This window comes from Massilibacteroides vaginae (genome assembly GCF_900178525.1).
Taxonomy (GTDB): Bacteria; Bacteroidota; Bacteroidia; order Bacteroidales; family Tannerellaceae; genus Massilibacteroides; species Massilibacteroides vaginae.
Genome location: NZ_FXDJ01000007.1, coordinates 530,648 through 543,268, shown reverse-complemented (window position 1 = coordinate 543,268; position 12,621 = coordinate 530,648). Strand labels below are relative to the sequence as shown.

Genomic DNA, 12,621 nt, shown 5'->3' with positions numbered 1-12,621 from the left:
TGTTATTTTATTCGATTCTGATTGATTGAATAATCGCTTTGTTTCCTTCGCTTCTGTAAGTAATGTTAACGCGAAAAGCTTTACTTGCGGTAGGTAATTTACCTACAAAGAATCCATTTTCTTTTTTGTCAGCGTGATGAACAACCGAAAAGTCGGTCGGTTTGTTGGCATTGAAAAAGTTATTTAATGCCGACACTGCTTCGGCTCCATTACATTTTTTGGTTGCACCCGGAATGGCAAGATCTACTTCTGCGTCCATCAGGGCTGCAATAGATGAAGCGTTACCTCCCTTAAAAGCGTTTGATATATTGGTTATGTCAGCGGCATTAAGGCTCAAAACAGAGAGTATGAATGCAAACGTAAATAATAATCGTTTCATAATTTTCCTCCTTTATTTTGTTAGTATCTGGCACAAAGGTATGTATTTTTCCTATAATTTAGCGGTTTATAATCTGTAAATCGACGTAAATGAAGATTGTGCTATGTGTTATCGGTAAAACGGATGCCGGTTATTTCGCGGATGCGACCAATGAATATAAAGGTCGTTTGAATCATTATATCCCGTTCGAAATGTCTGTTATACCGGATATTAAGAATGTAAAAAACCTGTCAAAGGAACAGCAGAAAGAAAAAGAAGGCGAGCAAATATTGAAGTTTCTACAGCCGGGAGATTATCTTGTTCTTTTGGATGAGAAAGGAAAGGAATTTACTTCCATGCAGTTTGCCGATTACATAGAGAAGAAAATGCATACAGTTCCCAAGCGACTGGTTTTTATGGTTGGCGGCCCTTATGGTTTCAGTGAATCCGTTTATGCCGCTGCCCGGGAAAAGATATCGTTAAGCAAGATGACTTTTTCTCATCAAATGATCCGGCTTGTCTTTACCGAGCAGCTTTACCGTGCCATGACTATTTTGAATAATGAGCCTTATCATCATGAATAGATAGGCTGTAAAATATATAGAGACGCACTATTTCGCGCGTCTCTACATGGTATCTGAATATAGTAAAGAAAATCTTAACTACGTGTTTTCTGTATCAATAGAAAATCCAGTAACGTCATGGCTGTCATGGCCTCTACAATAGGCACAGCTCTGGGTAATACACACGGATCATGGCGTCCTTTCGCTTTTAAAACAGTCTCTTCGGATTCCATGTTAACCGTGTTTTGTTCCATTAGAATTGTCGCGACTGATTTAAACGCTACCCGGAAATAAATATCCTGCCCGTTTGAAATTCCTCCCTGAATCCCTCCGGAGTTATTTGTGCGTGTATTGATTTTTCCGTTATCATTAAAGAAACGGTCATTCCGTTCAGAACCCCTGTAACGTGCTGCTTCAAAGCCATCGCCATATTCAAATCCCTTTACAGCGTTTATGGTAAGCATCGCGTGTCCTAATGCCGCGTGAAGTTTACCAAATACGGGTTCACCTAAGCCTACAGGAACTTCCTTTGCTACGCAAGTGATAATTCCTCCGATGGTATCTCCTTTGGCTTTAACTTCAGCGATTAAATGCTCCATTTCCATTGCTTTATCCGGATCCGGACAACGAACAGCATTTGTTTCAGCTATGTTCAGGTTATATGCCGTATAGTTTTCTTCGAGCCTGATCTCACCTACTTGCGAAGTGTAAGCCTGAATTTGAATGTTATATTGTTTAAGCGCTAGCTTAGCAATAGCTCCTGCCACACATCGCGCGATTGTTTCGCGAGCCGACGAACGTCCGCCACCGCGAGGATCTCGAATGCCGTATTTGGTTTGGTAGGTATAATCAGCATGAGACGGTCTGTAAACCGTCTTCATGTTGTCGTAATCAGCTGAATGCTGATTTTTATTCCAGATAATAAATCCGATTGGTGTACCTGTTGTTTTACCTTCATAAATGCCGGAAAGAAACTGCACCTCATCGTCTTCTTTACGTGGAGTCGTTATACGGGATTGTCCCGGTTTGCGCCGATCCAGTTCGTGTTGGATAAAATTCATATCCAATTCTACACCGGCAGGGCAACCATCAATCACTCCGCCAATCCCGGCTCCATGTGATTCGCCGAACGACGTTAGCCTGAATATATTTCCGAAAGAATTCATGAATTAGTGACAACTACCGCATCCGCAACCACATCCTTCACCTTCTTCACCGCTATCGCATCCGCAGCCGCCTTCGCCACATCCGCCGTCACCGCATCCACCATCACCACAACTACATCCACCACCGGCGGTAAGAGCTGCAATTTCTTCTGCTGTCGCTTCGTGAATCTCAATTACGTTTCCGCTGAAGTGTAATGTTTCTCCGGCTAAGGGATGGTTGAAGTCCATTACAACCACATCTTCTTTTACCTCTAAAACAGATCCGTTCATACGGCTTCCGTTTGAGTCCATCATAGGTAATGTATTTCCTTCTTTGATTGTTTCGTCATCAAATTTACCATCAACCAGGAATATGTTCTTCGGTAAATCCAAAACATGTTCTTCGTTATATTCTCCGTACGCGTCTTCCGGAGTCAATGAGAAAGAGAACGTATCTCCTACAGCAAGACCCATTAATGCCTTTTCAAATGCCGGAAGCATAGTGCCTGTTCCGTAAATAAACTTCAATGGAGCTTCGACAGTTGCTTTTTCCATTAATTCGCGTTCTTCTCCTTCGCCTACGTTCAGGTCGTATGTCACAGCAACGGACTTGTTTGTTGAAATTTTCATTTTCTAATTTTATGTTGTTTTGATAATGATATGCGGACAAAGTTACAATATTATTTCTTTGTAACAGCCTTTCTTAATGCTTCTAAAGCCTGTTCAATAATCAGTCTTGAACAGCCTACATTCATTCGCATAAATCCTTCACCTCCGGAGCCGAACATTTTTCCGTCGTTCAAAGCTAATCCGGCTTTGTCCTTAAATAAGTAAACAAGTTCAGCCTGACTAAGGTTTAGTTCCCGGCAATCCAACCACACAAGAAAAGAGGCCTGAGGCGGGTATGCCTTGATTTTAGGGATGTACGCCTTGAGGTAATTATCTACCGTTCTTACATTTTCTATTACATAACTCCGCATCTGTTGTAACCACTCGGCGCCATAGGTGTAGGCTGCTTTTGTAGCGGTATAAGCAAATATCGTTCCGTCGGCAAGTTCTCCTGCTTCAAGAAAACGGTAGAATTCGGAGCGTAATTTATCATCCGGCACAATGGCATACGAAGTAACGATTCCGGCGATATTAAAGGTTTTGCTGGGTGCCATAAAGGTAATGCTGCACGACGCGGCTTCCGGAGAAACGGTGGCAAAAGGATAATGTCTGAACTGGGGATAAACGATTTCCGCGTGAATTTCGTCGGAAATAACCAGAATGTTATTGCGTTTACATATCGCTGCCAGTTTAATCAAGGTTTCCTTGTCCCAAACAATGCCTGCCGGATTGTGCGGGCTGCATAGAATCAATATTTTGCATTTATCGTCGATAATCGATTCCAGATGCTCAAAATCCATCGTGTATTTACCGTCAACTATTTTCAGTGGGTTATTTACCACTTCACGTTTCATTTGTTGGGGTACTAAGCGAAACGGATGGTAAACCGGTGGTTGAATTATCACTTTGTCTCCTGGATTGGTAAAACATTGAAGAACAAACCCGATCCCTTTAACAATTCCGGGTATATAAGACAACCACTCTTTTTTTACCGACCAGTTGTGTTTGTATTGAAGCCAATCAATTATGCTGTTGTAATAATCCGGAGAAGCGTACGTGTATCCGAAAATTTCATGATCACAACGTTTGCGGATGGCGTTAACGATAAAGTCCGGTGTGCGGAAGTCCATATCTGCTACCCACAGGGTAGTCAAGTCTTTTGTTCCAAAACGCTCTTCCAGAAGGTCTACTTTTATGCAGTCTGTTCCTTTCCGGTCGATCACTTGGTCGAAGTTGTATTGTCTCATTTCTATCGTAATTTTGATATACTCGTTTTAAGACCTCAAAGATAACGTCAATATGTGAATACAGACTGCCTTATAATGTGAAAACATGTTTACTGAGAAATCCGAATACCTTAGTTTCCTAATTTTAAGTCATCAGTCAGAATATCAACAAAAGTATTGACTGTTTTCTCATCCTGATTAGTTGTTTTTCCGATTAGTTTCAGTCCTGCTTTTTCCATCCAGGGAGCATAAATAAGCGATTTTTCATAGTCGATAACCCGATGAATCACCGGACTGTTTTCAATCACTACATAAGCGTTTGTTTGTGACGGATAGCGACCTTTTAATTTGATAGCCCGGTTTATCTTTTTCTGTTTCGTATTTCCGTTTATGATTACCGGAGGCAACATAACAGAATCGGTGTCGTTGAAAAGGGTAGGATATAATACCAGACTTTCCCTGCTGTTTATATTTAATCCATGAATGCTTATATCCATTTCAAGATAGACGGAATCATTTTTGACCTCAGCGATGTTTTGCTTCACACAGACCATTCCCTCATACACCTTTTGTCCAAACAGAGCTTGTCCTCCTGAAAGGAATAATATACTTATTAAGATATGGAATAAATGTCTCATAATATCACTTTATTATATATACAATACTGATTCCTAATTTAGTGAATCCGTAATAGTTTCTTTTAAATTGATCGGCGTCAATTTTTTCTCCATCTGCGTTGATCGCGTATTTGGTGTATTTAAAGTTACTGTAACCTCCACCAATTGTAAATTCCATATTCCAGCGCGGACCTAAATACAGCTGATAACCATAAGAAATACCGGCTCCCCAGGAAGTACCATCATAACCATGTTCTTTTTTCATACCCCAAGGAAGATCGAATCCCAGAAAATCATAGTCCATATACTGACCATGGAGTCCGAAAAAATGCGAGTCGAACCGTTCAAAAAGCCAATAGCGTAGTTCGGGTTGCACCTGCCAGTGCTCTAACGATTTGTCGTCGCCTAAAGTCCAGGGATGATATCCTGCTGTAAGGTCAAGACTCAGGTGCTTACTTAAGCCTACTTCCAAACCAAGGTTGGGCGTGGCGGTAATATCATATAAAAGATTGTTTTTAATCGCTATGCTTTGTGCGAAAAGGCAACCGGATGAAAAAACAGTTAATAATAAAAGGATCATTCGTTTCATAAAAAACAGATGCTTTTGGGTTTTATCAATGATATGCAAAGATATACTTATTTGTTAATAGTTGTTGTCGTTTTGCATTTCTTATTGCTTTTCGTCGCCTTTTTCGTGAAGAATTAGAAGTACATAAAACCAACGGATCAATAATTTTAATAGAATTATCTTACATTTGCCATGTTAATTTACGGTTATACACCGGCTTTTTATAGATAACAAACCACTGAATATGATTTATCTATGGACTAATAAGTAAGATCGATAAACTGTTTATGGTAGAATGCGCCGAACATGGCGTATTTTTGCCAACAATAAAACAAACTTGAATATACGATATTTTCGATGGAGCCTGTTGGTATTTTGGATCAATACAAAAAGCTTATAGATAAAAACTTAATATTAATTACTGCTATGACAGATTGTAAAGGTGTAGAGTGTCTTGCTCATTATAAAAACACTAAAACTTCGTTTTTAAAGGAGGGATATTCTTTCGATTATGAAGCTGAAAATCATTCGTTGGCGTTTTTATTGTCGGGATCTGTTCGCATTAAAGTCGATCATGACAATACAGTTGTAATTGATAGGCCGACGATGTTTCTTTTGCCAAAAGATAAACATTATGACTGGTTAACTCTTGCTCTAACACGATTACTTTGTTTTCCGCTTATAAGCGAAAAGTTAAGTTTATCTTTACTTACACTTACCAAGAATCAAATTGATGATAAAATAGTGGGTGATTCTTTGCCTTCATTTTTAATCAACGAACAGTGTTGTACATTGATAACGTATTTTGCCGAATCTATTTCCTTTTCTCTTTTGAATGAAACATATTATGAATTGAAGCTGGCAGAACTAATGTATCTTATCAAACTGCAGTTTTCGGAAGAGGAAAGAATCCGTTTCTTTTCACCGATTATTGATGATGTCTTTCTTTTCTCCGATTTTATTATGACAAACTATAAACATGTAAACAACATAAAGGAACTTGCGGAATTATCTTATTATAGTCAATCAGGTTTTGATAAGAAATTTAAAAGAATTTTCAAAACACCTCCTTCCTTGTGGCTGAAGGAAAAGAAAAAGATAGGTATTAGCGGAGATCTGTATTACTCAAACAAATCACTGAAAGAAATAAGTTTGGAGTGTGGTTTCTGTTCTCCGACGCATTTTAGCAAATACTGCAAGTCGGTATTTGGCGCAACCCCCGGAGAGTTGAGAAAGAAGCGTGAGGAAAACGGATAAACTAAGATGGCATGAAAACAAATACAAGTGTTATTGCAAATAACAATATGATATCGTCTCTTTTAAGCGATTTAAATAAAAAAATGTTTCTTATTTGCAACCTTGAGCGTGACGATCGTCTGGATTTTTTTATTGAAGATCATCTTCTTGTATTTCTTTTAGACGGTGTTTTGCAGTTTTCTATGGATAAATCTGATGTTTTAGAATTAAAAGCACCGGCTGTGTTTTTGATTAAAAGAGGTACTTTTTATGAGCGAAAAGCTTTGGTAAATTCACGAATAGTCATTCTTCCAATTTTTAACTATGAAGATATTGGTGAGATTTCCGCATTGGAAATGTTTGAAGTTGAGCCCCGAAATACTGATTCCGTTGTGAAGACAGAGAAGGATAAAATGTATTTAAAACTTACCCCGATCATCCTTAATTTTTTTAAGATATTAATCCACACCATTGATTTTGGAATTATGGATAGCACTTATTTTGATATGAAAGTTAAAGAATTATCCTTGATTGCAAATGAAGAATACAGCAAAGAGGAACTAACTTCTTTTTTTGCATCAGTTGTAGGGACAGACCGGGTGTTTTTGGATTTCATTTATGCCAATTACAAAAACGTGAGAAATATAAAAGAATTGGCTGATCTATCGAATTACAGTCAGACCGGATTTGAGAAAAAATTTCACAAAGTCTTTGGTGAAACGCCATCCGGATGGCTCAGGGCACGAACATCTATAGATATTTATGACGAATTAATTAAGTCAACAAAGCCATTTAAAGAGATCAGCTTAGACTTTGGCTTCTCATCTCCGTCTCATTTCAACAACTTCTGTAAAAACACATTAGGAGGAACGCCGGGAGAACTAAGAAAACAAATCATTATTCCCGGAAAATTTAAACAGCTCTAAGCTTATAGGTTAGCCTGGCTGCTTTCCTGAAATGACTTTATATATTGATAGAGATCAATATTCGAGTTGAGTTTCAGTTTTTTCCTAAGGCGGCTTTTCCTGATTTGTATCGAACGATGTTCTACGAAACTGTATTGGGCAATCTCCTTAGATGAAAAATCCATAAACAACATGGCACAGAACCAAAATTCGGAACTGATTAAATCGGGGTGTGATTGATAAATACTCTTGGTAAATGTAGGATACGTTTTCATAAAGAGTGTGATAAACGTATTGTCGTTCGCTTTAGCCAGATCAATCAGTTCTTTCATGTTGTTGTTTAATCTACCTCGCAGAACTTCAACTTTTTTCTCGTATTTCTCTAATTTTTGTTTCTGGTTTGATCTCCACTTCAACCATATAATCGCAACAATAACCAACAGGCCGGTCAGGAGGTATGCTAATTTTTTAATTTTACCGGTAAACGTATCGTTTAGTCTTTTTCCTTCCTCAGATACTAATAAGTTTAACGCGTTTTCAGTTGCTTCCCTTCTTGCGTTAAGTACATCGTTTTCTGTTCTTATCGCATTGTTGCTATAGAAGTTAGCACTATCCATTTCACCGTTTTTCTCATAAGCTTTTGCCATTTGCTGGTATAACTCCTGAAATTCGTTTTTCATTTGCGTCTTGTTTAGATTGTCTAAAGCAAGATAGTAGTATGTTAACGCAGAATCCGGATTATTTCGCTTCATTTCCATATCTCCCCAGTGTTTGTGGATCCATGAAGTGTAATTCATCTTATTGGCTTTCGTAATGAGTATTGCTTTATTAAAGAAATAGCTTGCCGAGTCGTATTTCTCTGTTATTGTAAAGTAATCGCCGTACATGGTGTACAGGTTGATCTTGTTGTGGTTGTGGTACGGGAAATTATAGTTGTTAAGAAGGTCGTTGTTTTGTTTTATGCAATAGTACATAGAATCATATTCCTCGATGTTCTTGTAGCAAACAGTCAAGTTTTCATAGGCAAGACTTGTTAGTCGTGCCTTTCTGCTTACATCTTCTATCCGATTAACATATAGAAGCCCTTTCTTAAATTCGTTGATTGCAGCAGAGGGGAGTCCGAGATAGGTGAATACCTGTCCTCTGATCCGGCATAATTCGGAATGTATATCGAAACTCTTTTTCGTGTAAGGTTCTTTTTCGCATAACTGCAGGTAGTGTAATGACTTTTCATACTCTCCCAGATAAGTCAAAGCCCTGGCTAAGTAGAAATAGGATTTTGATATTCCCGCGGAATAGTTCAGACTTTTACTGATATTGAGGGCTTCGCTTGCTGTTTTGATATTGCCCTCAATATCTACTTTTACATATTGATCAAATGATACATCAAGCAGACTATCTGCCGTGTTTTTATTCACCTTAGCAACCTCCTTTGCAAATAGAAAGTGAGGTATGGTTAGCAAGAATAAGGTTAATAGGCTGGTTCTTAAAATCAAATGTTTCATTCAGATAATTCTAATACATGTTATAAAAAGTGAGATGTTATATGACAAATATATTAAAAAAAGGTATGTAATGTATATGATTGTATGGATTTATGCAATTTTATTTTTTAAAATTTCTGTATTTTTGTAGGTGGAATTTTAACACTTGATTTCAATAAGTATATTGAAATAAAATGAGGCAAAAGAATAGAATAGGTCTGATTTAAACGTAACGTTTTTTGTGCGTATCAACCATTTTATCGATTTAAACACATTAATATTGCTCTGATAGAATTGATTAAATTAACTGTATATGAAGATGATCTCTTTCTTCGTTCTTCTTTTTTTATGTATTGGTGGTTGTTTGGGTGCTCAAAATGCGGAAAGCGTACAAGCGCTAACTTATCCTACTGTCGCGGTAAAATCCAATTTACTGTATGACGCAACGGCTACAATAAATTTAGGTGCTGAGTTCGGATTCGGAAAGAAAACAACACTCGAGGTTCCTTTTAATCTGAATCCCTGGACCTTCTCTGATAATAAAAAAATTAAACATTGGCTGGTACAACCCGAACTGCGTTTTTGGTCATGCGAAGTGTTTAATGGCTTCTTCTGGGGAATTCACGCGCATGGCGGACAGTTCAATGTTGGTGGAGTTAAACTACCGTTCGGAGCCTTTCCAACACTTGACGACCACCGCTATCAAGGTTATTTTTATGGTGCGGGTTTGGGTATAGGTTACCAATGGATTTTAGGGAAACGCTGGAATTTGGAATTAGGAATAGGCGCAGGCTATACCCGCTTTGAGTACGACAAATACAACTGTAATCGTTGTGGTGAGAAACTGAAAGAAGGCGGTCGCAATTATATTGGTCCGGACCGGATTGCTTTGTCATTAATCTATATAATCCGATAAAAGATGAAATTCATTTATACATTATTAATAGCCTTTACAACATGCACTCTCTATGCACAAAGTAAGGGTGTTATTCCGGCTGTCGAGTATAATCAGGTTGCTTACACATTAGATGATCATATTTTTCGTGCCGAATATAATTTAGCTATTCAGCGTTTGAACTTAGGAAGCAATGACATGCTGCTCATCACACCTCGTCTGGAGGCTGTGGATGGCAGTGCTGCACATAATTTTTCTTCCGTTCTGATCAGTGGGTCAAAGCGACATAAAATATTGAAACGTTCTGAGTCTTTGTCCGGAAAGTCTATAGACATACCTGTTTTTGTGCGTAAAAAAAATACGTCTGCAGTTATTCCTCTTCAATTTTCCGCTCCGGCACAACCTTGGATGCGGGAAGCGAAGTTAGTTTTTGTTGAAGAGTTAACCGGCTGCGCGGATTGTGGTCTGTTAACAAACATCCGGGAGTTCGTGTTGCCTGTACAGACTCCGTATATCCCGGAATATACATTAACTTATTTGGCTCCAGAGGCCGAAGAGGTAAAAGCACGCTCGAAAGGCTATGCGGCCAAGTTTAGTTATCAGGTCGGAAAGTATGACATATTGCCGAACTTTGCTAATAATGCGCAGGTAGTTCGTGAGTTAACTGAATTGATTGATGAGGTAAAAGCCGATAAAAACTTGACTATAACCGGAGCAGAAGTTACAGGATATGCTTCGCCTGATGGGGCTTCCGCCTCGAACAATCGTTTGTCTGAGAGCCGTGCTAAAGCATTTGCTAATTTCCTGACTACTCGATATGCTATCTCTGCGAATCAACTGACAGTAAGCTGGAAAGGTGAAGACTGGGAAGGTTTGAAGAGTGCTATTGTTGCTACAAGCTGGTCTGAAAAAGAAGCTGTGTTGAATACTATTGCTTCTGTACAGGATGAAGATGCACGTGAGGCGGCTTTAAAGAGACTGAACAATGGTACTACTTACAAAACCTTGTTGGCCGATTATTTTCCGCAACTTCGTCGTAATGAGTTGAATCTTAATTTCGTAGTAAAATCTTTTGATATAGAAGAAGCTAAAGCGATTATTCGCACCAATCCTCAATATTTAAGTTTGAACGAAATGTATTTGGTAGCGAACAGCTATCCGAAAGAAAGTGCGGAGTTTAAGGAAGTATTTGATATTGCTTCCCGTCTTTACCCGCAAGATGAAGTGGCTCAATTAAATGCCGCTACAGCTGATATCGAGGCCGGTTCTTTGGATCGCGCGATTTCGATATTGGAAAAACAAAATACACCGGAGGCATGGAACAACTTAGCTGTTGCCTATGCTAAGAAAGAAAACAAAGAAAAAGCGACAGAATTATTTGAAAAGGCGATTAATACCGGTCATAATGCCGCGAAACAAAATCTGGAAGAACTCAATAAGACACGATAAAACAAGAAGAATTAGAATAGAACTATTTGAATTATTAATTATTTAGATTATGAAGATTAGAACTTTATTATTAGCAATGGTAGTGGGAATACCATTCTTTTCATGTACTGATAGTGAGGATATTCCTCAACAGGCAAGCGGGTAATACCTATTTGAGATTGGCTGTGCAGCTGCCTGCTTCAGCAGGAACAAAAGCTTCTTCCGGTAATTCTTTGCCTAATGACTACAACGATGCAGGGGTTTATGAAGGCAATGATTCGATTAAAACTTTAGATGTTTATATTATTAATAATGGAACACTATTAACGCCGGCAAGGTATTCGGGTGAAACATTAAAGAGAGTAGGCAATTTAGTTTATCCTGCTTCGGCTATTGAGGCAACAGAAGGAACGGCTACAGCTTATGTTGTTTTAAACGCAAAGGAAGAACTTGGAACAACAATTCCTGCTGATGAGGAACTGATTGAAATCGAAAACCTGAACTATACAGCAACAGTAGATAATGGTAAGGTGCTCGATTTTATTACGATGACCGGTCGTTCTAAAAGCCCAACAGCCATTCATGCGAATATTGCTAAAGATGAAGTTGAGGCAGAAGGTTCGGTTGTCAATCAGATAAAGGTTGCTGTTGATCGTTTGGTGTCTCGTGTTATTGTAACTAAAAGTAGCACTTTAACAACCTCAGCGGCGTTAAAAGGTGCTTTTTCTGAGATTTCTTATGCAATAGCGCAGGGAACAAAAAAAGTTTATCTACATAAACAACCGGAATACGAAGGGTTTGCTTATGGATTCCTTCCTACAACTTCCACTTATATTAGTGACGCTGCTACCTATTATGTATATGATGATTTATTTGCAGCGACAAAAACTGAAGTGGTTGTTAAACCTGCTGACTTTAAAACTCTTGCCGGTAAATTCTTGTATGAGAATACCCACGAATACGGAATAGAGGATACGTCAGCCTATAAAAAAGGGAATACCGCTTATGTTCTGATTCGTACTAAATTTACACCGGATCCTGCTGCTTTGAATGGTGGAACTCTTGCGTCAGACGGAACATTCTTTGTAGGTGGTAGCGACGGTTTGTATTATTCAAACGCCCGGGCTGCCGTTGATGCCGGAAATACGACTGTTAGAAAATATGATGGTGGCAAAGTGCTTTACTACGCTTGGCTGAATCCGGATAATGTTGCGGTGCCATATAACTCACCGGTAGTTCGTAATAATATCTATCATATAAATATTACCGGATTCAAGAAAATGGGTGTAAACTGGAATCCGCTATTTCCAGAAACTCCGGGAGTTGAAAATCCTTCTAACCCGGATCCGAAACCTAAAACAGAAATTCCTACTGACCCGGCTGATCCGACTGGTCCTAAAACTGAAATTCCTGAACCGGGAAATCCGGTTAAACCAACTGATCCATTAACAGTGGATGAAACTTGGTTGTCTGTAGATGTAACAGTATTGCCTTGGACAGTCCACTCATACGATATTGAATTAGCTTATTGATTATAAATATGAAAAGAAGGGTGTCTGCGTCGTAATGCTTTGACACCCCTCTTTT

At 38.7% G+C, this 12,621-nt stretch carries 13 protein-coding genes; 6 read left to right on the top strand and 7 right to left on the bottom strand.

Translation table 11 applies throughout. The features are described from left to right. Nucleotides 1-7 precede the first annotated feature (7 nt). Entirely contained in the window at nucleotides 8-379 is a 372-nt protein-coding gene (locus B9Y81_RS05140) for a DUF4783 domain-containing protein (protein WP_085535916.1), read from the bottom strand. Between the two features lie 89 nt (nucleotides 380-468). On the opposite strand from B9Y81_RS05140, the gene rlmH reads away from it, so the two are divergent. Further along, the gene (rlmH, locus tag B9Y81_RS05135; protein ID WP_085535915.1) at nucleotides 469-942 is read left to right on the top strand and encodes a 23S rRNA (pseudouridine(1915)-N(3))-methyltransferase RlmH; all 474 of its coding nucleotides are present in this window, start codon (nucleotides 469-471) and stop codon (nucleotides 940-942) included. Between the two features lie 74 nt (nucleotides 943-1,016). Here the strand turns inward: rlmH and aroC are convergent, their stop codons facing one another. From aroC to B9Y81_RS05110, 5 genes are all read right to left on the bottom strand, one after another. After that, a complete protein-coding gene (gene aroC, locus B9Y81_RS05130; RefSeq protein ID WP_085535914.1) occupies nucleotides 1,017-2,087 on the bottom strand; it encodes a chorismate synthase in 1,071 nt (356 codons plus the stop codon). 3 nt (nucleotides 2,088-2,090) lie between these two features. Next, nucleotides 2,091-2,696 carry an FKBP-type peptidyl-prolyl cis-trans isomerase gene (locus B9Y81_RS05125; RefSeq protein WP_085535913.1) on the bottom strand — a complete coding sequence of 202 codons (606 nt, stop codon included), beginning with the start codon at nucleotides 2,694-2,696 and terminating at the stop codon, nucleotides 2,091-2,093. A gap of 50 nt (nucleotides 2,697-2,746) precedes the next feature. After that, nucleotides 2,747-3,922, bottom strand: coding sequence for a MalY/PatB family protein (locus tag B9Y81_RS05120; protein WP_085535912.1), 1,176 nt, complete (start codon nucleotides 3,920-3,922; stop codon nucleotides 2,747-2,749). 110 nt (nucleotides 3,923-4,032) lie between these two features. Beyond that, a complete protein-coding gene (locus tag B9Y81_RS05115) occupies nucleotides 4,033-4,539 on the bottom strand; it encodes a DUF3868 domain-containing protein (RefSeq protein WP_085535911.1) in 507 nt (168 codons plus the stop codon). Nucleotides 4,540-4,543: 4 nt separating this feature from the next. Continuing rightward, nucleotides 4,544-5,107, bottom strand: coding sequence for a DUF3575 domain-containing protein (locus B9Y81_RS05110; protein ID WP_085536008.1), 564 nt, complete (start codon nucleotides 5,105-5,107; stop codon nucleotides 4,544-4,546). A 405-nt stretch (nucleotides 5,108-5,512) separates the two neighbouring features. Between B9Y81_RS05110 and B9Y81_RS05105 the strand changes: the two genes are divergently transcribed. Together B9Y81_RS05105 and B9Y81_RS05100 are read left to right on the top strand one after the other, a co-directional pair. Then, nucleotides 5,513-6,343, top strand: coding sequence for a helix-turn-helix domain-containing protein (locus tag B9Y81_RS05105; RefSeq protein ID WP_176221451.1), 831 nt, complete (start codon nucleotides 5,513-5,515; stop codon nucleotides 6,341-6,343). Nucleotides 6,344-6,354: 11 nt separating this feature from the next. Continuing rightward, a complete protein-coding gene (locus B9Y81_RS05100) occupies nucleotides 6,355-7,248 on the top strand; it encodes a helix-turn-helix transcriptional regulator (RefSeq protein ID WP_085535909.1) in 894 nt (297 codons plus the stop codon). A 2-nt stretch (nucleotides 7,249-7,250) separates the two neighbouring features. Here the strand turns inward: B9Y81_RS05100 and B9Y81_RS05095 are convergent, their stop codons facing one another. Then, on the bottom strand, nucleotides 7,251-8,732 hold the full coding sequence (locus B9Y81_RS05095) for a tetratricopeptide repeat protein (RefSeq protein ID WP_139822894.1): 1,482 nt from the start codon (nucleotides 8,730-8,732) through the stop codon (nucleotides 7,251-7,253). Nucleotides 8,733-9,024: 292 nt separating this feature from the next. Between B9Y81_RS05095 and B9Y81_RS05085 the strand changes: the two genes are divergently transcribed. From B9Y81_RS05085 to B9Y81_RS05075, 3 genes are all read left to right on the top strand, one after another. Further along, a complete protein-coding gene (locus B9Y81_RS05085; RefSeq protein WP_085535906.1) occupies nucleotides 9,025-9,627 on the top strand; it encodes a DUF3575 domain-containing protein in 603 nt (200 codons plus the stop codon). Between the two features lie 3 nt (nucleotides 9,628-9,630). After that, nucleotides 9,631-11,055 carry an OmpA family protein gene (locus B9Y81_RS05080; protein ID WP_085535905.1) on the top strand — a complete coding sequence of 475 codons (1,425 nt, stop codon included), beginning with the start codon at nucleotides 9,631-9,633 and terminating at the stop codon, nucleotides 11,053-11,055. A 113-nt stretch (nucleotides 11,056-11,168) separates the two neighbouring features. Then, nucleotides 11,169-12,566 carry an Mfa1 family fimbria major subunit gene (locus B9Y81_RS05075; RefSeq protein WP_139822893.1) on the top strand — a complete coding sequence of 466 codons (1,398 nt, stop codon included), beginning with the start codon at nucleotides 11,169-11,171 and terminating at the stop codon, nucleotides 12,564-12,566. Nucleotides 12,567-12,621: the final 55 nt, after the last annotated feature.